This window comes from Sphingomonas sp. JC676 (genome assembly GCF_014489075.1).
Lineage (GTDB): Bacteria > Pseudomonadota > Alphaproteobacteria > Sphingomonadales > Sphingomonadaceae > Sphingomonas.
This window is the reverse complement of the sequence record NZ_JACTGR010000004.1, coordinates 216,499-235,784: the sequence shown is the minus strand read 5'-3', so window position 1 is coordinate 235,784 and position 19,286 is coordinate 216,499. Positions and strand designations below refer to the sequence as shown.

Annotated in this window: 23 protein-coding genes; 3 read left to right on the top strand and 20 right to left on the bottom strand. The window is 65.1% G+C overall.

Annotation, left to right across the window (positions count from 1 at the left end; all coding sequences use genetic code 11):
- Nucleotide 1 precedes the first annotated feature (1 nt).
- Together IAG41_RS14605 and IAG41_RS14600 are read left to right on the top strand one after the other, a co-directional pair.
- Nucleotides 2-433, top strand: coding sequence for a hypothetical protein (locus IAG41_RS14605; protein ID WP_187729387.1), 432 nt, complete (start codon nucleotides 2-4; stop codon nucleotides 431-433).
- Nucleotides 426-638 carry a helix-turn-helix transcriptional regulator gene (locus IAG41_RS14600; protein WP_187729386.1) on the top strand — a complete coding sequence of 71 codons (213 nt, stop codon included), beginning with the start codon at nucleotides 426-428 and terminating at the stop codon, nucleotides 636-638. The genes IAG41_RS14605 and IAG41_RS14600 overlap by 8 nt, the downstream gene beginning before the upstream one ends.
- Before the next feature lie 214 nt (nucleotides 639-852).
- Here IAG41_RS14600 and IAG41_RS14595 read toward each other — a convergent pair whose 3' ends face one another.
- The 4 genes from IAG41_RS14595 to IAG41_RS14580 form a co-directional block, all read right to left on the bottom strand.
- Entirely contained in the window at nucleotides 853-1,200 is a 348-nt protein-coding gene (locus IAG41_RS14595; protein ID WP_187729385.1) for a hypothetical protein, read from the bottom strand.
- A gap of 51 nt (nucleotides 1,201-1,251) precedes the next feature.
- Entirely contained in the window at nucleotides 1,252-1,692 is a 441-nt protein-coding gene (locus IAG41_RS14590; protein ID WP_187729384.1) for a hypothetical protein, read from the bottom strand.
- Nucleotides 1,693-1,782: 90 nt separating this feature from the next.
- A complete protein-coding gene (locus IAG41_RS14585; RefSeq protein WP_187729383.1) occupies nucleotides 1,783-2,130 on the bottom strand; it encodes an ArsC family reductase in 348 nt (115 codons plus the stop codon).
- Between the two features lie 6 nt (nucleotides 2,131-2,136).
- The gene (locus IAG41_RS14580) at nucleotides 2,137-2,544 is read right to left on the bottom strand and encodes a GNAT family acetyltransferase (RefSeq protein WP_187729382.1); all 408 of its coding nucleotides are present in this window, start codon (nucleotides 2,542-2,544) and stop codon (nucleotides 2,137-2,139) included.
- 71 nt (nucleotides 2,545-2,615) lie between these two features.
- On the opposite strand from IAG41_RS14580, the gene IAG41_RS14575 reads away from it, so the two are divergent.
- Complete coding sequence (locus IAG41_RS14575) at nucleotides 2,616-4,556, top strand: ATP-binding protein (protein WP_187729381.1); 1,941 nt, start codon at nucleotides 2,616-2,618, stop codon at nucleotides 4,554-4,556.
- 147 nt (nucleotides 4,557-4,703) lie between these two features.
- On the opposite strand, the gene IAG41_RS14570 is transcribed toward IAG41_RS14575, so the two are convergent.
- The 16 genes from IAG41_RS14570 to rpmD form a co-directional block, all read right to left on the bottom strand.
- Nucleotides 4,704-5,282: a DNA-3-methyladenine glycosylase I gene (locus IAG41_RS14570; protein ID WP_316251160.1), complete on the bottom strand. Its 579-nt coding sequence runs from the start codon at nucleotides 5,280-5,282 to the stop codon at nucleotides 4,704-4,706.
- Entirely contained in the window at nucleotides 5,279-6,463 is a 1,185-nt protein-coding gene (locus IAG41_RS14565; protein ID WP_187729379.1) for a winged helix-turn-helix domain-containing protein, read from the bottom strand. Before IAG41_RS14565 ends, IAG41_RS14570 begins: the two co-directional genes overlap by 4 nt.
- Nucleotides 6,460-8,019 carry a glutamine-hydrolyzing GMP synthase gene (gene guaA, locus IAG41_RS14560; protein ID WP_187729378.1) on the bottom strand — a complete coding sequence of 520 codons (1,560 nt, stop codon included), beginning with the start codon at nucleotides 8,017-8,019 and terminating at the stop codon, nucleotides 6,460-6,462. Before guaA ends, IAG41_RS14565 begins: the two co-directional genes overlap by 4 nt.
- A 45-nt stretch (nucleotides 8,020-8,064) precedes the next feature.
- Nucleotides 8,065-8,649: a hypothetical protein gene (locus IAG41_RS14555; protein ID WP_187729377.1), complete on the bottom strand. Its 585-nt coding sequence runs from the start codon at nucleotides 8,647-8,649 to the stop codon at nucleotides 8,065-8,067.
- Between the two features lie 80 nt (nucleotides 8,650-8,729).
- Entirely contained in the window at nucleotides 8,730-10,382 is a 1,653-nt protein-coding gene (locus IAG41_RS14550) for a hypothetical protein (protein ID WP_187729376.1), read from the bottom strand.
- A 95-nt stretch (nucleotides 10,383-10,477) separates the two neighbouring features.
- Nucleotides 10,478-12,541: a prolyl oligopeptidase family serine peptidase gene (locus tag IAG41_RS14545; RefSeq protein WP_187729375.1), complete on the bottom strand. Its 2,064-nt coding sequence runs from the start codon at nucleotides 12,539-12,541 to the stop codon at nucleotides 10,478-10,480.
- Between the two features lie 58 nt (nucleotides 12,542-12,599).
- Nucleotides 12,600-12,860 carry a hypothetical protein gene (locus IAG41_RS14540; protein ID WP_187729374.1) on the bottom strand — a complete coding sequence of 87 codons (261 nt, stop codon included), beginning with the start codon at nucleotides 12,858-12,860 and terminating at the stop codon, nucleotides 12,600-12,602.
- Nucleotides 12,861-12,892: 32 nt separating this feature from the next.
- Entirely contained in the window at nucleotides 12,893-13,315 is a 423-nt protein-coding gene (gene rplQ / locus IAG41_RS14535; RefSeq protein WP_187729373.1) for a 50S ribosomal protein L17, read from the bottom strand.
- Nucleotides 13,316-13,456: 141 nt separating this feature from the next.
- Nucleotides 13,457-14,524, bottom strand: coding sequence for a DNA-directed RNA polymerase subunit alpha (locus IAG41_RS14530; protein ID WP_187729372.1), 1,068 nt, complete (start codon nucleotides 14,522-14,524; stop codon nucleotides 13,457-13,459).
- Between the two features lie 98 nt (nucleotides 14,525-14,622).
- The gene (gene rpsK, locus IAG41_RS14525; RefSeq protein WP_187729371.1) at nucleotides 14,623-15,012 is read right to left on the bottom strand and encodes a 30S ribosomal protein S11; all 390 of its coding nucleotides are present in this window, start codon (nucleotides 15,010-15,012) and stop codon (nucleotides 14,623-14,625) included.
- A 14-nt stretch (nucleotides 15,013-15,026) separates the two neighbouring features.
- On the bottom strand, nucleotides 15,027-15,395 hold the full coding sequence (gene rpsM / locus IAG41_RS14520) for a 30S ribosomal protein S13 (protein WP_187729370.1): 369 nt from the start codon (nucleotides 15,393-15,395) through the stop codon (nucleotides 15,027-15,029).
- Between the two features lie 259 nt (nucleotides 15,396-15,654).
- Nucleotides 15,655-16,170, bottom strand: a complete 516-nt coding sequence (locus IAG41_RS14515) for an SRPBCC family protein (protein ID WP_187729369.1) — start codon at nucleotides 16,168-16,170, stop codon at nucleotides 15,655-15,657.
- A 128-nt stretch (nucleotides 16,171-16,298) separates the two neighbouring features.
- Entirely contained in the window at nucleotides 16,299-16,961 is a 663-nt protein-coding gene (locus IAG41_RS14510; RefSeq protein WP_187729368.1) for an adenylate kinase, read from the bottom strand.
- A gap of 26 nt (nucleotides 16,962-16,987) precedes the next feature.
- On the bottom strand, nucleotides 16,988-18,349 hold the full coding sequence (secY, locus tag IAG41_RS14505; RefSeq protein WP_187729367.1) for a preprotein translocase subunit SecY: 1,362 nt from the start codon (nucleotides 18,347-18,349) through the stop codon (nucleotides 16,988-16,990).
- A gap of 103 nt (nucleotides 18,350-18,452) precedes the next feature.
- Nucleotides 18,453-19,010, bottom strand: coding sequence for a 50S ribosomal protein L15 (gene rplO / locus IAG41_RS14500; RefSeq protein WP_187729366.1), 558 nt, complete (start codon nucleotides 19,008-19,010; stop codon nucleotides 18,453-18,455).
- A 99-nt stretch (nucleotides 19,011-19,109) separates the two neighbouring features.
- Nucleotides 19,110-19,286 (bottom strand): 50S ribosomal protein L30, encoded by a 177-nt coding sequence (gene rpmD, locus IAG41_RS14495; RefSeq protein ID WP_187729365.1) that lies wholly within the window; start codon nucleotides 19,284-19,286, stop codon nucleotides 19,110-19,112.

The following is a 19,286-nucleotide window of genomic DNA, read 5'->3' as shown; positions in this document are numbered from 1 at the left end:
CATGGCCTATCGTGAGAAGACCGCATGGCTGACGCTGGTGGCGATGCTGATCGCCTATGGCATCTATTTTGCGCTCATCGGCGTCGCATCGCGGCTCGGCGAGCCCGGGTTGGTCGAAATGCTCTGGTGGTTCGGCGGGATCACCATGGTCCAGTTGATCGTGGTGATCCTCGGCAGCGTCCTGATCGCGATGCAGGTCGGCGGCGAGGCGCGTATTCCCGCCGACGAGCGCGACCGTGCGATTGCCCGGCGCGGCGCGAACACCGCCTATTTTGTCCTGATGATCGGCGTGATCCTGGTCGGCGTGGTGATGCCGCTCGAGAACTTGCCCGCCTGGAGGATCGTCAACGCCGCATTGCTTGCGCTCGTCGTTGCCGAAACGGTCCGCTACACGATCATCGTCGTCAGCTATCGCCGAGGCTGGCATGGCTAAGTTTCATATCGCCAACCAGATCCGCACGCTGCGCTTCCTCGCCGGCGAGATGACCCAGGCCGAGCTGGGCTTGGCGGTAGGCGTCACGCGCCAGACGATCGCCGCGATCGAGGCGGGCAAATATTCGCCCACACTCGAGGCCGCCTTCCGCATCGCGCGTGTCTTCGGCAAGCCGCTGGAGGAGGTGTTCCAGTGGGAGGAGTGAACTTCCCTCCACCTTTCCGTCACCCCGGACTTGTTCCGGGGTGACGGTTTGGGAATGTAGCTGACCCTTCCAATGTAAGATTTGGCGTGCTTCCGTGCCGCGATACGCCAAACCCGCCTTTCCTCGTGCAAATTCAGCCCGGCAGCGGGAAGCGCGGGTCCTCGAGATACAGCTCGCCGCCGCCGCCCGGTGTCGCGACATAATAGACCGCAGCCTAGAGCACGCCGGGATGCGCGTGGCTCATGTTGAGCGCGCCCGGCGGCGAGACATTGGCCCACATCCTGACGTCCCACTCGACCGAGGCGGGATCGCGCCCGTCGAAATGCAACATCCGCTTGGCCAGCCGCACCGACAGATCGGAAAGCTTCGCCGCGGCCACGCCGCCCGAGTCCAGCATGTCGGTCTTCGAATGCCGTCCACCGACATTCGAGCGCTCGAGCCCGGCATCGCCGGCATGCCTGGCACGGATGGCTGCCTCCAGCGCCTGCGTCATCGGCTCGGCGTCCGAAAGCTTGCCGTGCAGCGCCATCGTCTCGAACAGCCCGAGCTGTTCGGCGCGCACGCGGATCTGGTCGAGTTCGGAAGCCGTGTACCGCGCCCTATGGCGGCGGCGTCAGGAAATCCAGCCGCGCCGCTCGGCGCGCTTCGCGAACCAGATCTGGAAGACAGCTATCGCCGCGATGACCACCGGGAACGGCACCGCGGTCGCCACGCCCTTGTGCGCGATCAGGTCGGTCCCGACGAAGAGATAGCCGAACTGCACGATGACCGCGATCAGCGACAGGATGTAGAGCAATGTCGCCTGCTTCGACCGCATCAGCAGCGCGATCGACCCGAGCAGGCCCGCGCCCACCGCTACGGCAAAGACGATGTTGAGCCAGCCCGGGAGCGCCGCGAAAAAGGCGCGATCCCAGTCGGTCGCCTTGGGATCCATGTCCGCACCATAGGCGACGTGGAAATAGAAGGAGGCGCACCCTGCCAGCCCCCACAAGATAAGCAAGATTGCGATTGCTACGAACCAGCTTGGCGGCTTCTGCCGAACATAGGATGCCATGCGACCCCTCTCCCGGGATTATCGTTGCCCGGAGGCAACTTATCGCAAAAGCATCGAATCCGCCACTATGCCGTGACAAGCCCGTCAAGCTCAGAGGAACGCGCGTGCGTACCGCTCCGGCGCAAAACCGATCAGCAGCCCGCCGGGATATTCGAGCACCGGCCGCTTGATCATCGAAGGCTGCTCGATCATCAGCGCCATCGCCTTGGCGGCATCCAGATCGGCTTTGGCCGCATCGGGCAATTTGCGGAAGGTCGTGCCCGCGCGATTGAGCACGGTTTCCCAGCCCACGCTCTCGACCCAGCGTGCCAGCCGCGCCGGATCGATGCCCTCCACCTTATAGTCGTGGAAGACAGTGGCCACGCCATTGGCATCCAGCCAGGCGCGCGCCTTCTTCATCGTGTCGCAGTTCTTTATGCCGTAGATCGCGGTGCTCATGCCGCCCTACTTAAGGAAACGGCCGAGCGTCACAACCTCTTGCCGGTCCAATCCGAGCGCTTCGTAGAATCCGATCGCGTCATGGTTGCTCGTCCGCACCATGAGCTGGATCTTGGGACAGCCGCGCGCGCGCAGCCATTCTTCCGCGGCTGTCATCAGTTTGCGGCCGAGCCCGGTTCCGCGCTGCGCCTCGGCAACCGCGACATAATAGACCCAGCCGCGATGCCCGTCGAAGCCGATCATGGCGCTGCCGGCCAGGACCTCCCCCGCCCGGGCAATCAGGATCGTCGAGCTTCCGCTCTCCAGCGCCAGGTGGAAATCGGCCATCGGATCGTTCCACGGCCGCACCAGCCCGCACGCGCGCCACAGCGCGATCGTTTCCCCGGCGTCCGCGATGCTGGCTTCGGCGATCATGGCCGTTCGTTAGGGCGGCGTGGACAAAGAAGTCCATCCAATTTAGTTCTATCTCCCGCGGGAGAAGCGCAATGACGCGGCTGCAGCAAGGTCTTGAAGCATTGCTACTCGGCGGCCCGGCCAGTGCGCCAGGTCGAGAGCGCGGGCTGTTTCTGGGATTTGCGGGCCTCGCCGCGCTTGCACTGGTCACCGCCGCAGCAGTTGCCGCGGACGTTGGCTATGGCACCGCGGTTCTCGGCTATCTGCTGGTCGTGCTGCTCTTTTCGCTGGCCGCCAATTTCCTGCTCTCCGCGTGCCTGTCCGCCGTCGCGCTGGCCTGCCTCGATTTCTTCTTCGTCGAGCCGCGTTTCACTTTCCAGATCGACTATGCCCGCGATCTCACCTCGCTGCTCTTCTTCGTCGCCGCGGCGCTGGTGGTGACCTCGCTCGTCAGCAGGATTCGCGCGCTCGCGCTCGCCCAGGCCGAGCAGGCGCGCCTGCTCGATCTCACCCATGACTGCATCCTGGTGCGCGACTGCGACGATACGATCACCTATTGGAACCCGGCCGCCGAGCAGCTTTATGGCTGGTCGCGCCAGGAGGCGCTGGGCCGAAAGACGCATGAGTTGCTCAAGACGCGCTTTCCCGCGCCGCTCAAGGACATTCAGGCGATCGTCCAGGAGACCGGGCGCTGGGAAGGCGAACTCGTCCATTTCCACCGCGACGGCACAGCACTCCACGTCGCAAGCCGCTGGTCGCTCCACCGCGATGCCACGGGCCGGATCGCGGGCACGCTCGAGACCAACAACAACATTACCGAGCGCCTGGCCGCCGAGCAGGCGCTCCGGCAGATCGAGGCCGCGCAATATGACGAGGCCCAGCGGCTGAGCGCGACGGGAAGTTTTGTCTGGCACGCGGGCACCGGTGAGACCTTCTGGTCTGACGAGGCGCGCCGCATCTACGGGATCGTCGGGTCGGCGAGCCCCGAAATGGCAACGTTGCTGATCGGCGTAGCGCCCGAAGATGTCACCGTGCTTCGAGAGTGGATCGAGCGCGCGGGCGTGTCGCGCGGCGCGATCGATTTCGAGTATCGCCGCCTCCCGTCGCAGCACCTTCACCTCGTCGCCCATGTGATCTCGGGCGACGACGCGCCGATCTTCGTTGGTGCACTGCGCGACGTCACCTGCTCCCGTCACGCAGAGCAGCAACTCGACCGGGCACGGTCGGAGCTCGCGCATGCCTCGCGCCTCTCGACCCTGGGTGAACTCTCCGCGTCGATCGCCCATGAGGTGAACCAGCCGATCACCGCCGTAATCAGCAGTGCCGCCGCGGGCGGGCGCTTCCTCAAGCTGGATCCGCCCGCGCTTGATGAAGTCGAAGCGATCCTGACCCGGATCGGCGCCGACGGCGCCCGCGCCGGCAACATCCTGCACGGTATCCGCGCGCTCGCCCGCAAGGTCGATCCGACTCCGGTTCCGCTCGACTTGAATTCGCTCGTCGAAGAAGCGCTGGCGATCCTGCGCGGCGAAATCGGTGCCGGCGAGGTCGCAGTCGAAGTCCAGCTGGCGCCACAGGCACTCGACGTGGTCGGCGACCGTGTCCAATTGCAGCAGGTGATCCTCAACCTGGCGATCAACGCCGCGCAGGCGATGGCCGGCATCGAGGGCCCCCGTCAGCTCCGCATCATATCGGCGATCGACGGCGAGTGCGCGACGCTAGCGGTCCGTGATTCGGGACCTGGCCTCGCGCCCGAGGCGCGCGAACGCGTGTTCGACGCCTTCTTCACCACCAAATCGAGCGGGATGGGAATGGGCCTGTCGGTCTGCCGCACGATCATCGAGGCACATGGCGGCCGCATCTGGGTCGATGATCAGCCCGGCCCCGGCGCCACCTTCATGTTCAGCCTGCCGCTCGCCGAGCAGCCCGGCCGTGACCGAGCGCCCGAAGACCCGCCACTATCGAACGGGATGGACACGCAAGCCGCCAATCAAGGCAATCCCGTCGGCGCGGCACCGCAGGCCCGCGCGGCCTAGAGCGGATCGCTATCCAACGCTCGCAAATGTAGGATTTCGGCTGCTTGGCTCTCACAGCCGCCTGGTACGCGGGAGCGCTTCAAGCGCCGCCTTGAGAGGTGGCAAAGTACACGAATAAGCCTCGACTCCGTGAACTTTGCCGGGAGCCTAGGCCAGCCGGGCTACTTCCTCTCGGCGGAAGCACTCCACAGAATGGTCATTCACGATCCCCACCGCCTGCATCCAGGCATAGACGATCGTCGGCCCGACGAACTTGAAGCCGCGCCGCTTCATTTCCTTGGAGATCTGCTCGGAAAGCGGCGTCGACGCCACCCAGCCATGGCCTTCGCCGGTCAGCACTTTGCCGCCGGTGAACGACCAACAGAAATCGGCGAAATCCTCGCCGTTCGCCGCCATCTCGCAATAGATTTGCGCGCCGCGGATCGTCGCCTCGATCTTGGCGCGGGCGCGGACGATGCCGGCATCGCCCATCAACCTTTCGACATCGGCTTCGCCGAACTTCGCGACCTTGGCTGGATCGAAGCCCGCGAATGCCTCTCGGAACGCCTCACGCTTGCGCAGGATGATGATCCAGGCGAGCCCTGCCTGGAAGCCCTCCAGCATCAGCATCTCCCACAGCATCCGCCCGTCGCGCTGGGGCGCGCCCCATTCGGCGTCGTGATAGGTCCGGTTGAGCGGATCACCCAGCGCCCAGCTGCACCGTGGCAGTGAAAGGTCGTCGCTCACTCCGGCTCTCCCGTCACGATTGTGCCGATCTTCACCTCGGCAAGCCCCAGCCATTCAGCCATCCGCGCCAATTCGCCCTCCAGCCGTTCGAGCGTCTCCGCCGGCGCGCCGGGCTCCAGCGTGACGCGATGCGCAAGCAACCGGCCCGCCTGGCGATCGGCCTTCAGATCGACCCGCGCAACCAGCGCATCGTCCATCAGGAACGGCAGGACATAATAGCCATGGGTGCGCTTGTCCTGCGGCACATAGATCTCGATGCGGTAGCGAAAGCCGAAAAGCCGCTCGGTCCGGGCGCGTTCCCATACCAGCGGATCGAAGGGCGCCAGCAGTGCCGCACCGGCGATCTTCCGTGGCCGCCGCGCGTCGCGGTGCAGCCAGGCGGGCTGGCGCCAGCCCTTCACTTCGGCCGGAACCAGCACGCCCTCCTCCGCCAGCGCCTCGATCGCCGCGCGACCTTCCTCGGGCTTTAGCCGGAAATAGTCGCGCAGATCGCTCGCGGTGGCGACACCGAGCGCCCGCGCGCTCCGCTCGACCAGCGCGCGCTGCGCCGTCATGGCGTCCAGGGTGGGCAGATCCAGCACGGCCGAGGGAATCACGCGTTCGGTGAGGTCATAGATGCGCTCGAAGCTGGCTCGGCGCGTCGCGGTGGTAATCCTGCCCGCCCAGAACAGATATTCGAGCGCGAGCTTGGTGTCGCTCCAGCCCCACCAGCCGCCCTGCCCCTTGCCGTTCTCGAAGTCCGATGCCGCCAGCGGCCCTTCCGCGCTGATCCGGTCGAGCACGGTCTGCGCCTCGGCCTGCCGATCGACCGCGAAGCGCCGCAGCGAGGTCCAGCCGGTCTCGCCGCGCTCGGCTCGCGCCATCCGCCAGCGCAGCAACGGGTGCAGCTCCAGCGGCAGCAGCGACGCCTCGTGCGCCCAATATTCGAAGAGTTTCCGGCCGGGCTTCGGGCCCCAGGCGTCGCGCTCGATCAATCCGCGATCGTAGCAGCCAAGCCGGGAAAAGGCCGGCAGATAGTGCGCGCGCACCAGCACATTGACGCTGTCGATCTGATGCAGCGCGAGCCGGTCGATAGTCCGCCGCAACTGCGCCGCGCGCACGGTGGCGGGATGCGCGGCACCAAAGCCCTGCGCCGCCAGCGCGATCCGCCGCGCCTCTCTAAGGGAGAGGCGCTCGGTCACTCCCACTCAATGGTGCCGGGTGGCTTCGAAGTATAGTCGTAGGTCACCCGGTTGACGCCGCGCACCTCGTTGACGATCCGCGTCGCACACCGCGCGAGGAAATCGCCCGGGAACTGGAAGGCGACCGCGGTCATGCCGTCGGTGGACGTCACCGCCCGGAGCGCCAAGACGTAATCATAGGTCCGCCCGTCACCCATCACGCCTACGGTGCGCACCGGCAGCAGCACCGCGAATGCCTGCCAGATCGCATCGTAGAGCCCCGCGTTGCGGATCTCCTCGAGATAGATCGCATCGGCCTTGCGCAATATGTCGCAGCGTTCCTTGGTGACTTCGCCGGGGATCCGGATCGCCAAGCCCGGGCCCGGAAACGGATGCCGGCCCACGAATATCTCGGGCAGCCCCAGCTCGCGGCCGAGCGCGCGGACCTCGTCCTTGAACAGCTCGCGCAGCGGTTCGACGAGCTTCATGTTCATCCGCTCGGGCAGCCCGCCGACATTGTGGTGGCTCTTGATCGTCACCGAAGGCCCGCCGGTGAAGCTGACGCTCTCGATCACGTCGGGATAGAGCGTGCCCTGCGCCAGGAACTCGGCGCCACCGATCTTGCGGGCCTCGTCCTCGAAGATGTCGATGAAGGTCTTGCCGATGAATTTGCGCTTGGCCTCGGGATCGGTGACCCCGGCCAGCCCGTTCAGGAACAAGGTCTCGGCGTTCACATGGACGAGCGGGATATTATAGTGGCCGCGGAACAGGCTGACGACCTGGTCGGCCTCGCCCGAGCGCATCAGCCCATGATCGACGAACACGCAGGTCAGCTGCTCGCCGATCGCCTCATGGATCAGCACCGCCGCCACCGCGGAATCGACGCCGCCCGAAAGCCCGCAGATCACCCGGCCGGTACCAACCTGCTCGCGGATTTCCTTGATCTTGGCGTTGCGGAACTCCGCCATCGTCCAGTCGCCCTGCAGCCCGCAGACGTGCCGCACGAAATTGGCGAGCAGCTTGGCGCCGTCGGGAGTGTGGACCACCTCCATGTGGAACTGGGTGGCGTAGTAGCGCCGCGCGTCGTCGGCGACGACCGCATAGGGCGAGCCGGGGCTAACCGCGACCGGGCGGAAGCCGGGGGCGAGCTCGGTCACCTTGTCGCCATGGCTCATCCACACCTGATGGCTCTCGCCTTCGTGCCAGACCCCGTCGAACAGCACGCAGCTATCCTCGATCTCGATGAAGGCGAGCCCGAACTCGCCCGAGTCGCCGAGCTGCACGGTGCCGCCCAGCTGGTGCATCATCACCTGCTGGCCATAGCAGATCCCCAGGATCGGCAGGCCCGAATCGAAGATCGCCTGCGGCACCCGCGGCGATCCCTCGTCCAGTACCGATGCCGGTGACCCAGAGAGGATGATCCCCTTGGGCTTCATCCGCTCGAATGCTTCGGCGGCGGTCGTGAAGGGTGCGATTTCGCTGTACACGCCGGCCTCGCGGACGCGGCGTGCGATGAGCTGGGTCACCTGGCTGCCGAAATCGACGATCAGGATGGATTCGTTGTGCTCGGTCGTCATGGCGGGGCGATACGGAGCCCGTCCCGCGCTGTAAAGCTCAGACCCCTAGGCGGCGGGCGCGAGGCCCGGGATCGACACTTCGGGCTCACTACCGGCCTTCAGTGCGCAGCGGAAGTTGAAGCTCCGCTTGGCCTCATCGCGATAGCTTTCAGCGAGCTCGACATTGCCCTTCACCACCCAGCTCTTGCCGTTCCAGACCGTGCTGGAGATCGACGTCACGCGCGAGAGCCGGGCGAACTTCTGAGCGTCGACTTCGGCGGCCACCGCGCAGCGGTCCGCCGCGGCGTCGGGATCATACAGGCCGTCATATTCGGCCGAGCCAGGCGCGGGGATGTCGGCTACCGGCGAGCTCGCCGACCGTGGGGGCGCGCTGCCCTCTTCGCCCTCTACCGGCGGGGCTTCATAGTCTTCCTGATAGACAGCCTCGCGCTCGCGACGTTTCTTCTCACCCGAAGCCAGCGCGGCGATTCCGCCAACGAACAGAGCGCCAAGGATGAAGCCGCCGACGCCGTCATTGTCGCCGCGATGATGATGGCGCGAGCCATGATAGCGCTGCGCCTCGGCGGGCACCGCCATCGACATTGCCGCGAACGTCGCCGCGGCGCCGCCCGCCAAACGAAGAAATCCCATATCCGCCTCCCATTCCACAAGCGAAACGAGTCTAGAAAATCCCGCCTGTCGGGCACCTGAACCACATCGCCGGCCGAACTTCAGTAGCCGGTCGGGAACTTGCCGTTCAGCGCCGCCTGCACGTCGCGCACCTTCACGATCCGCCAGCGCGACGATTCGAGGTCGGTGGCCGGCGCCGCGGTGTCGACCGGGCGAAGCAGCAGCCGCAACTCATATCCGCTCGGCGTCGAATAGTTGCCGATATACATGCCGCTCACATGCATGGTGCGCACGATGAGCTGGCTGGCCTCGATGATGAAGCCGTCCTTGCCCAGCGATGCGACATGATTGGCGGCCGCGAGGAATGCCGCTTCCTCGACCAGCGCGCTGCTGCCCACGGCATCACCAAAGCGGACATTGACCAGCGCCGGGTCGTCTGCCTTGCGGACTGCCCAGCCATTGAGGTTGCTCCGCAGGATGTTGCCGCCCTCGCGTTGCATCTTGGGCACCATCTGCGCGGTCTCGGGGCGCGGCAGCTGCTTGACCAACTGGTTGAAACTGATCGTCAGCGCCTTTTGCCGGAACTCTTCCTGGCGCTTGCGGAGCATGTCGATCACTTGGTTGAGCGTATCCGCCTGCTTGAAATCCGACGCCTTCACCTGTGCGAAGAAATCGGCGGCTACCATCAGGGCCTCGCCGGTGGGCCGATCCTTGAACTCCAGCAGCTCGGCCACCGTCATTCCCGACGCCTGGCGGCGCAGCGCGATCGCGCGGCCCCAGTCCTGCAGCGCGCTCCGCGCCTCGAGGCCGGAGGCCTTGCGCAGGTCATAGTCGCGCATCGCCTGCTTCCCGGGCGGGCGACCGCGCGCGTCGGGCGGCGGCGGCTGGGTCGCATCTTCGATTTCATCGAGCCCGCGCTGATATTCGCGCGCCGAAGCCTCAACCTTGCCGGTCGCGGCGAGCGCATAGGCCGTCGCCCCAGCGACCGAGGCGCGCTCGCGGATCAGCGCATAGGCACGAACCTCCGCACTCTCGGTCGACCATTCCCGGCGGGAGCGCGGAATGTCGAAGCTCAGCGCGTGTGCGTCGGCAACCGCCTCCTCGAACTCGCCGCGCGACATAGCGAGCCAGAAGAGCACGTGCAGCTTGCGTGGATCAATCCGCGCCTGCTCGTGAAGCACTGCCTTCTGCGTCTCATAGTCCCCCTCATAGGTGGTGCGGATGGCCGTCGTCATCTGGCGCAGGCTGACCGACCAGGGCCTGGCCTCGGTGACCGCCTTCAGCGCGGCGCGGGCGTCTTCCTTCCGGTCGAGCCGGTAATAGGCGATCGCGCGCAGCGCCAGATTGGCGAGCTTGATCGAATTGTTGAACTGCGGATCGGCGTGCGCTGCGCCAATCGCATCGGACTGGTCGAGCGTCGTCAGCGCCTCCTTGAACGCATTGCCCGACATCTGGTGCAGCGCCTTGGACTGCAGCAGATGCGCGCGGCGCACCCAGAAGGCATCGACAAGCAGCGGATCGACGAGCGCTGCGTCGCACGCGGCGATGCCGCGGGCGCCAACGATCACCGTTCCCCTGCGGAAATCGGCATTCGCGCTCGCCAGCCCCCAGAGCCAGGTGCCCTTGGTAATGCCGTCGGACTTCTTCTTCGGCGCCGAATAGCCGTCGCATGCGGTGAAGTCGGCCGCCGTCGCCTGCGCCGCAAGCGGCGTCATCATCAGCGGCAGCGCCGCCAACCATATCCTGGATCGCATATACCCCCTGCCCCCTTGGCGACCGAGCCGCCGGAGGTGATGCTAATGCGACGATATCGATTGGAAAAGTGTCAGAATCGACCCGTAACGGCACGTCAGCGCGGTACGATTTCCAGCCCCGTCCACTGTGCCGCGAAAGCCCAGATGTCGGCCGCCTCCTCGATGATCTTGTCGGTCGGCTTGCCCGAACCATGTCCTGCCCGGGTCTCGATACGGACGAGGTGCGGCTTGTCACCGATCTCGGCCGCCTGGATCGCCGCGGTATATTTGAAGGTGTGCCCAGGAACGACGCGATCGTCAGTGTCAGCGGTGGTCGCGAGGATCGCCGGATAATCCTGGCCGCTCTTCACATTGTGATAGGGCGAATAGGTCAGCAGGTTATGGAAATCGGCTTCCTTCGACGGATGGCCATAGTCGTCGACCCAATAGCGGCCCGCGGTCCAGCGATCGAAGCGCAGCATGTCCATCACGCCGACAGCCGGCAGCGCTGCCGTGAACAGGTCCGGCCGCTGATTGACCACCGCGCCGACCAGCAGCCCGCCGTTCGACCCGCCCTGGATCGCGAGTTGACCGGAACCGGTAATGCCCTCCTTGATGAGATACTCGCCGGCGGCGATGAAATCGTCGAAACTGTTCTGCTTGTTGGCGAGCCGCCCGCCGTCGTGCCACGCCTTGCCATATTCGCCGCCGCCGCGGATGTTGGCGAGGACGAACACCCCGCCCTGCTCCATCCAGGCGAGCCGTGAGGCCGAGAAGGCCGGTGTGTTCGAGATGTTGAACCCGCCATAGGCGTATAGCAGAGTCGGCGCCGGGCCGGTCACATCCTTGCGGCGGACGATGAACATCGGCACGCGCGTGCCGTCCTTCGACGCATAGAAGCGCTGCTCAACCTGATATTCGGACGGATCAAACAGCAGCTTCGGCACCGCCCAGGGCGTGCTCTCACCGGTGCTGACATTGTGGCGATAGATCGTCGTCGGTGCGTTGAAGCTGGTGAAGGCGAAGAAGGTCTCGGGATCATTCTGGCGACCGCCGAACCCCGCCGCGGTGCCGATCCCCGGCAGCGCAACCGGCTCCAGCACCGTGCCGTCCAGCGCATAGCGACGGATCTCGGTGCGCGCATCGACCAGATAGCTCGCGACCAGCGTCTCGCCGATGATCGCCGCACCCTCCAGCGTCGCCTTGTCCTCGGCCACCAGCGGATGCGCTTCGGGATGCTCGCCGATCACGTCCATCGTCACGATCCGCATCCGCGGCGCGTGGCTGTTGGTCGTCCAGAAGAAGCGCGTGCCGTGATTGCCCGCCAGCGACCAGTGATGGTTGAGGCCATGGATGATCGTCCGCGTCGGCCAGGCCGGATCGTTCAGATCGGCGAGCGTGATCTCGTAGCGGTCGTCGGTACCCTCGCTGGTGGTGATGACCAGCCAGTGCCCGTCATCGGTCACCTGGGGATAATGGCTGTGGGTGGGAGCCGCCGGCGTCTCGTAGACCAGCCGGTCCGCCGATTGCGGTGTGCCCAGCCGGTGGAAATAGATTTTGTGGTTCTGGTTGAGCGCCTGAAACTTCTCCTGCTCGGCGACCTTGGGGTAGCGCGAATAGTAAAAGCCGCTGCCGTCCTTGGCCCAGGATGCGGCGAGGGTGAACTTCATCCCCTCAATCACATCGTGGGTGTCCTTGCCGGTCGCGACGTCGAGCACCTTCGCCACGCGCCAGTCGCTGCCGCCGTCCTGGATCGAGTAAAGCAGGTACCGGCCATCGTCCGAGGGCGCCCATTCGGCGAGCGCCGTAGCACCATCAGCCGACCAGTCATTGGGGTCGATCAGCGCCCGCCCCTCGCCGCCCAGGCTCTCCCGGACGAACAGCACAGCCTGGTTCTGCAGGCCGCTATTGTGCATGTAGAAATAGCGGCTTCCCGCCTTTTGCGGCACGCCGAAGCGCTCATAATCGAAGAGCTGCTTGATCCGGGTGCGGAAAGTGTCGCGGCCCGGCAGCGTCGCCAGATAGGAGTCGGTGACCCGGTTCTGCGCCCCTACCCATGCCGCAACCTCGGCGTCGTTCCGGACGTCATTCTCGAGCCAGCGATAGGGATCGGCTATCCGTACCCCGAATTGCTCCTCGACCAGATCGGTGCGGCGCGTCTCGGGATAGGCAATGGTCATGGCTGGGCTCGTCCTGGCAGGAAACTGGAACAGCCTCCTACCAGTTGCACGGCCCGGCTCAAGCGATGCCGATGCCTGTCGTCTGAACAGCGTAGAACAGCGCCGAGAGCGGCGCCAAAGCCAACGCGGCAGCGATCCATGAACCGATCGGCGTAGACGGTGCGCCGCGGCGCGAATTCGAATGGGACCTCATCTCAACCTCCGGCACCGGCCAAGCCGATGCAATAACCTTGGTGCTGGAGTTGGGAGTTCGCCGCGCGATTTCACCCCATACCAATGGTTGAGTGGTTGAAACAAAAAGAGCGACGGGGCTATCCACCCTCGTCGCTCCTTTGCAGCTTGGTCGCCGGATCAGGCGGCTTCGTCGAAATCCTCGTCGGTCATGACCGGACCCGAGTCCTGGCCCTTGGCCGAAACGTCGCGGTCGACGAATTCGATGATCGCCATCGGCGAGGCGTCCGAGGCGCGAATACCGGCCTTGACGATGCGGGTATAGCCGCCGTTGCGATCGGCGTAGCGCACCGCCAGCACGTCGAACAGCTTCACCAGCTGTGCGTCGTCGAGCAGACGGCCGTGCGCCAGGCGGCGGTTCGAAAGGCCGCCCTTCTTGGCGAGCGTGATCAGCTTCTCGACATAGGGGCGAAGCTCCTTCGCCTTGGCGACGGTGGTGGTGATCTGCTCGTGCTTGATGAGCGCTGCCGACATGTTGCGGAACAGGGCAATGCGGTGGGCCGAGGTCCGCTGAAGCTTACGGCCGCCTACGCGATGGCGCATGATTTCTTCCTTCGTTCGTTAAGGGGCCGTCTGACGGAACCCCAGACCAGGCGGTGATAAGGGCCACCGCCAACAGCCCGTCAAAGGTAACAAAGGTAACGGCACTGCCCGCCGAATGCGGCGAACGGTGCCGTTATCCCTTTACCCCATGATTTCCTGCTCGAGCTTCTTGGCCATCTCTTCGATATTCTCAGGCGGCCAGCCCGGGATTTCCATGCCGAGGCGGAGACCCATCGACGACAGGACTTCCTTGATCTCGTTGAGCGACTTGCGGCCGAAGTTCGGCGTGCGCAGCATCTCGGCTTCGGTCTTCTGGACCAGATCGCCGATATAGATGATGTTGTCGTTCTTGAGGCAGTTGGCCGAACGCACCGACAGTTCGAGCTCGTCGACCTTCTTGAGAAGGTAACGATTGATCTGCGCGGTATCGCCGACAGCGCCTTCCGCGGGAGCGGAGGTCGCAGCCATGCCGACCGGAGCCTGACGGGTCACGGCCGAATCGTCGAAGTGGACGAACAGCGCGAGCTGGTCCTGGAGGATGCGTGCGGCATAGGCCACGGCGTCTTCCGGGGTGATCGTGCCGTCGGTCTCGATCGACAGCGTGAGCTTGTCGTAGTCGAGCTCCTGGCCGACGCGGGTGTTCTCGACCTTGTACGAAACCTGGCGGACCGGGCTGTACAGGGCATCGACCGGGATCAGGCCGATCGGCGCATCCGCCGGACGGTTCGACTGGGCGGGGACATAGCCCTTACCCGTGTCGGCGGTCAGCTCCATGTTGAGCGTCGCACCGTCGTCGAGATGGCAGATCACCAGCTCGGGGTTCATCACTTCGATGTCGCCCGAGACCGCGATGTCGCCAGCCTTCACCTCTGCCGGGCCGGTGGCCGAAAGCTGGAGACGCTTCGGGCCTTCGCCCTGCATCTTGAGCGCGATCTGCTTCACGTTCAGGACGATGTCCGTCACGTCTTCACGGACGCCGGCGAGCGACGAGAATTCGTGAAGGACGTTCTCGATCTTGATCGAGGTGACTGCCGCGCCCTGGAGCGACGAAAGCAGCACGCGACGCAGGGCATTGCCCAGCGTCAGACCGAAGCCACGCTCGAGCGGCTCGGCGACGAAGGTAAGCTTGCGCTTGGAGTCGCCGGTGGGCTTCTTCTCGAGGCCGTTGGGCTTTTTGAGTTCCTGCCAGTTCTTAGCGTTGACCGACACGGGCTTTCCTCATGTTGGGCAGAATGGAGCCATCCTGCCGAAGTAACCGGCCCGGCCCGAGGCGCTTCCGCGCCCCGCGACCAGGACAGAAGGTTAGATCAGACGCGACGACGCTTCGACGGACGAACGCCGTTGTGCGGGATCGGCGTCACGTCACGAATCGACGTGATCTGGAAACCGACCGCCTGCAGCGCACGAAGCGCCGATTCGCGGCCCGAACCGGGGCCCTTGACCTCGACTTCGAGCGTGCGCACGCCGTGCTCGGCAGCCTTGCGGCCTGCGTCCTCGGCGGCAACCTGGGCGGCGTACGGGGTCGACTTGCGCGATCCCTTGAAGCCCATCATGCCGGCCGACGACCACGAAATCGCGTTGCCCTGGGCATCGGTGATCGTGATCATCGTGTTGTTGAAGCTGGCGTTCACATGGGCGACGCCTGCGGTGATGTTCTTGCGTTCGCGCCGCTTAATGCGCTGTGGTTCACGTGCCATTGTTCAGCGCCCCCTTACTTCTTCTTGCCGGCGATGGGCTTGGCCTTGCCCTTGCGGGTGCGCGCATTGGTATGCGTGCGCTGGCCACGGACCGGGAGGCCCTTGCGATGGCGCAGACCGCGATAGCAGGCCAGGTCCATCAGGCGCTTGATGTTCATCGCCACCGTGCGGCGAAGATCGCCTTCAACGGTGTAGCTTGCGTCGATCGTCTCGCGGATCTGCAGCACTTCCTGGTCCGACAGGTCCTGCACGCGACGCTCGGGCGTGATGCCGAGCTTGGCGGTGATTTCCTTGGCCTTGGCTGGGCCGATACCGTGGATATACTGCAGCGCGATAACGACGCGCTTGTTGGTCGGGATATTTACACCCGCAATACGTGCCATGGAATTTATTCTCCCAGCTCCACGGGACATGGCATGGCAGCTCACGTCCCATCTCGTAGCGTTGCTCCGAAAATGCAGTGGCACGACAAGCGCATGGAGCGCCGCCGTGACAACCGTTGTTTCGGAAGATGCGCGACATATGCACCCGAAGGGACGCTGTCAAGCGCTCCTCGGTCAAGCCGTTGCCGGAATGCGGAGCATATACGATCGCGGGCGCCGCGCCAAGCGGGCTGGCAATGGCATGACCCTGCCCGTCCCGCTACGGCCGCTTCTCTGCCGCCGCCTTGAGCTGGGCCCATTGGAGGCCGAGCACGCCATCCACCGGCGCGGCGACCTGTGCGAGGCCGCCCGGCCCGGCGACCGCATAGGTCAGGGTCGCTTCGGTGCCTGCGCCCTGGGGCTTGAGCTCGATCGTCATCACGCCGGTTACCGGCATCGCCTGAAGAGGTCCGAGCGCCCCGGTCAGCCGGAGCATCGCGGGCGCCGCGACATAGACCACGCGCATATGCTCGACCCCGCCATTCACGGTCTTCTCGCACCAGCAGCCGCCGGCGCGGGGATCAAGACTGATATTGTTGGCGTCGCCACTATAGGTATGCCCGCCTTGCCACCAGAGGCTGGGCCGGATCACCGCCTGCCAGACCCGCTCAGGCGGTGCGGCGATGGTTAGCTTATGCGAGACGCTGAAGCTGGTGTCGGACGATTGGACGACTTCCGCGGCCGCCGGGGTGGCAAAGAGCGCCAGCAACAGCCCGAATGGGATCGCACGCTTCATCGCAACCACTCCCTTCGTCACCCCGGCCGAAGGGCCGGGGTCCACTCCACCGCTCGCAAGCCGCTAGAGGCTCGATCGCCTCTCGTTGCCGCACGGTGGTCCCCGGCACTTTGGCCGGGTGACGAATATTAGGCTTCGGCTTCGCTGCCGTCGAGGATCGCATCGATCTGCTCGCCCACCACGGCGATGTCCGCCATGCCGTCGACGCGGCGGACCAGGCCCTTGGCCTCGTAGATCGGCAGGATCGGCGCGGTCTTGGCGCGATATTCGGCCATGCGCGTCCGGACCGTCTCTTCATTGTCGTCGGGACGGCGCTTGAACTCGTGATGGCCGCACACGTCGCAAATGCCCTCGACCTTGGGCAGCTTGTAGCGGTCGTGATAGCCCGCGCCGCAATGGGCGCAGGTGAAGCGGCCGGTGATGCGATCGACCAGCGCGTCCTCGTCGACCACCAGCTCGATCACATAATCGAGCTTGCGGCCGCGGTCCGCCAGCAGCGAATCAAGCGATTCGGCCTGGGCCTGGGTGCGCGGATAGCCGTCGAAAATAGCGCCCGTCGCGGTGTCGCCCTGATCGAGCCGCTCGCCGATGATGCCCGAGACGATCTCGTCGGAGACGAGCTCGCCCGCTTCCATCACCGCCTTGGCCTTGAGACCCGTCGGCGTGCCCGCCTTCACCGCGGCACGCAGCATGTCGCCCGTAGAGAGCTGGACCATGCCGCGTTCCGCCTCGAGCCGGCTGGCCTGGGTGCCCTTGCCAGCCCCCGGCGGGCCCAACAGGATGATATTCAAAGCCGTCTCCCCGTTTCGCTGCGCATTCAGCGCATGCGGCCCTTCAGCTTCGCCTTCTTGATCAGGTCGCCATACTGGTGGGCCAGCAAATGCGACTGGATCTGCGTCACCGTGTCCATGGTTACGTTGACGACGATGAGAAGGCTAGTGCCGCCCATCAGGAACGGAATGCCCATCGACAGCACCAGATATTCCGGCACCAGGCAGATGACGGTCAGATACGCCGCACCGATCACGGTGATGCGCGTCAGCACATAGTCGAAATAATTCTCGGTGTTCTTGCCCGGGCGGATGCCGGGGATGAACCCGCCATAGCGCTTGAGATTGTCGGCAGTCTCCTCCGGATTGAACACCACGGCGGTGTAGAAGAAGGAGAAGAAGATGATGCCGGCGGCATAGAGCCCCATGTAGAGCGGCGAGCCGTGGCGCAGATAGGTGTTCAGCGTGATCACCAGATCGCCCCACCAGCTCTCGCCCACCGTCGCCTGGCCGGCGAACTGGGTGATCGTCAGCGGCAGCAGCAGCAGCGACGAGGCGAAGATCGGAGGGATCACGCCGGCGGTATTGAGCTTGAGCGGAAGATGGCTGCGCTCGGCCTGGACGCCGCGCGCGGTCTGGCGCTTGGGATACTGGATCAGGATCCGCCGCTGCGAGCGCTCCATGAAGCAGATGAACAGCACCAGGATCGCGACGCCGACGATGATCAGGATCAGGCGCAGCGGATCGATCGTGCCGGTGCGGCCGCTCTCGAACAGCTGGACGAGCGTGGTGGGCAGGCGGGCGACGATGCCGGCCATGATGATCAGCGAGATGCCGTTGCCGATACCGCGGCTGGTGATCTGCTCGCCGATCCACATCAGGAACAAGGTGCCGCCGACCAGGCTGATCACCGCGCCGACGCGGAACATCAGGCCCGGCTCGATCACCGCCTGGAGACCTTGCTGCGAGCCGAAACTCTCCAGCCCTACCGCGATGAAATAGCCCTGCACCGCGGTCAGCGCGACCGTGCCGTAGCGGGTGTACTGGTTCAGCCGCTTGCGGCCGCTTTCGCCTTCCTTCTTGATGGCGTTGAGCGTCGGGCTGAGCGACGTCGCCAGCTGGATGACGATCGAGGCGGTGATGTAGGGCATCACGCCCAGCGCCACGACCGACATGCGCTGCAGCGCGCCGCCGGTGAAGTTGTTGAAGAAATCCATCACGCCGCCCTGAGTCTGCTGAGCGAGCAGATTGAGCTGGGTGGGATCCACGCCGGGAAGCGGAACGTAGCTGAGCATCCGGAACACGATCAGCGCGCCGAGGGTGAACCACAGCCGCTTCTTGAGGTCGGTCGCCTGCGAGAATTTCGCTAGGCTGATGCTGGAGGCGAGTTGATCGGCTGCGCTAGCCATCGATTACCATGTCCCGAAAATTGAAAAGGCGGCGGGACCTATCCCTAGCCCCCGCCGCCCATATAGGTGCAACCGCGGGCTTGTCTAAGCCCCCCGGTACGATTCAGGCCTTAGCGGCCTTCGCAACCTTGTCGGCCTTGTCCGCCTTGCGGGCGTTCTGGGCAACGCGGTGCTTCGCCTTGTGCTTGTCGGCGGCGGGCACGAGCTCGGGGATCTCGATCGATCCGCCGGCCTTCTCGACCGCTTCCTTGGCGGTCTTCGACGCGCCGGCGACGTTGAAGCTCAGCTTCGCGGTCAGCTCGCCCTTGGCGAGCAGGCGGACGCCGTCCTTACCGCCACGGGTCAGACCCGCCGCGTTCAAGGCAGCCTGGTCGATCACGGCCTTGGCATCGAGCTTGCCGGCATCGACGGCCTTCTGGATCTGGCCGAGATTCACCTCGGCATAATCCTTGGCGAAGATGTTGTTGAAGCCACGCTTCGGCAGACGCATGTGGAGCGGCATCTGACCGCCCTCGAAGCCGTTGATCGAGACGCCTTCGCGGCTCTTCTGGCCCTTCTGGCCGCGACCCGAAGTCTTGCCCTTGCCCGAGCCGATGCCGCGACCGACGCGCATGCGGCGGTGGCGGGCGCCTTCGTTGTCGTTGAGTTCGTTGAGCTTCATGATGTGCACTCGCTTTCGCTTTTGTCGCGCTGAATAAAATCGGAAAGGGGGCGCTTAGCCCCCTCCCCTTTGTCTGTCACCTGGAAAAGGCGGAAGGGCTCAGCCCTGCACCTCGACCATGTGCTGCACCTTGCGGATCATGCCCCGAACCTCGGGGGTATCCTCGAGCTCGCTGACCCGGTGCATCTTGTTGAGCCCCAGGCCGATCAGCGTTGCGCGCTGATCGCTGGTGCGGCGGATCGGCGAGCCGGTCTGCTTGATCTTGATGGTTGCCAT

Bases quoted from the DNA above. Each gene is read 5' to 3' on its own strand.
- rpsM (WP_187729370.1), bottom strand. From the start codon at position 15,395: ATGGCACGTATTGCGGGTGTAAATATCCCGACCAACAAGCGCGTCGTT.
- rplQ (WP_187729373.1), bottom strand. From the start codon at position 13,315: ATGCGCCATCGCGTAGGCGGCCGTAAGCTTCAGCGGACCTCGGCCCAC.
- secY (WP_187729367.1), bottom strand. From the start codon at position 18,349: ATGGCTAGCGCAGCCGATCAACTCGCCTCCAGCATCAGCCTAGCGAAA.
- IAG41_RS14585 (WP_187729383.1), bottom strand. From the start codon at position 2,130: ATGAGCACCGCGATCTACGGCATAAAGAACTGCGACACGATGAAGAAG.
- IAG41_RS14545 (WP_187729375.1), bottom strand. From the start codon at position 12,541: ATGACCATTGCCTATCCCGAGACGCGCCGCACCGATCTGGTCGAGGAG.
- IAG41_RS14590 (WP_187729384.1), bottom strand. From the start codon at position 1,692: ATGGCATCCTATGTTCGGCAGAAGCCGCCAAGCTGGTTCGTAGCAATC.
- IAG41_RS14550 (WP_187729376.1), bottom strand. From the start codon at position 10,382: ATGCGATCCAGGATATGGTTGGCGGCGCTGCCGCTGATGATGACGCCG.
- rpmD (WP_187729365.1), bottom strand. From the start codon at position 19,286: ATGGCAACCATCAAGATCAAGCAGACCGGCTCGCCGATCCGCCGCACC.
- guaA (WP_187729378.1), bottom strand. From the start codon at position 8,019: ATGACGACCGAGCACAACGAATCCATCCTGATCGTCGATTTCGGCAGC.
- IAG41_RS14575 (WP_187729381.1), top strand. From the start codon at position 2,616: ATGACGCGGCTGCAGCAAGGTCTTGAAGCATTGCTACTCGGCGGCCCG.
- IAG41_RS14580 (WP_187729382.1), bottom strand. From the start codon at position 2,544: ATGATCGCCGAAGCCAGCATCGCGGACGCCGGGGAAACGATCGCGCTG.
- IAG41_RS14600 (WP_187729386.1), top strand. From the start codon at position 426: ATGGCTAAGTTTCATATCGCCAACCAGATCCGCACGCTGCGCTTCCTC.
- IAG41_RS14555 (WP_187729377.1), bottom strand. From the start codon at position 8,649: ATGGGATTTCTTCGTTTGGCGGGCGGCGCCGCGGCGACGTTCGCGGCA.
- IAG41_RS14605 (WP_187729387.1), top strand. From the start codon at position 2: ATGGCCTATCGTGAGAAGACCGCATGGCTGACGCTGGTGGCGATGCTG.
- rplO (WP_187729366.1), bottom strand. From the start codon at position 19,010: ATGAAGCTCAACGAACTCAACGACAACGAAGGCGCCCGCCACCGCCGC.
- IAG41_RS14515 (WP_187729369.1), bottom strand. From the start codon at position 16,170: ATGAAGCGTGCGATCCCATTCGGGCTGTTGCTGGCGCTCTTTGCCACC.
- rpsK (WP_187729371.1), bottom strand. From the start codon at position 15,012: ATGGCACGTGAACCACAGCGCATTAAGCGGCGCGAACGCAAGAACATC.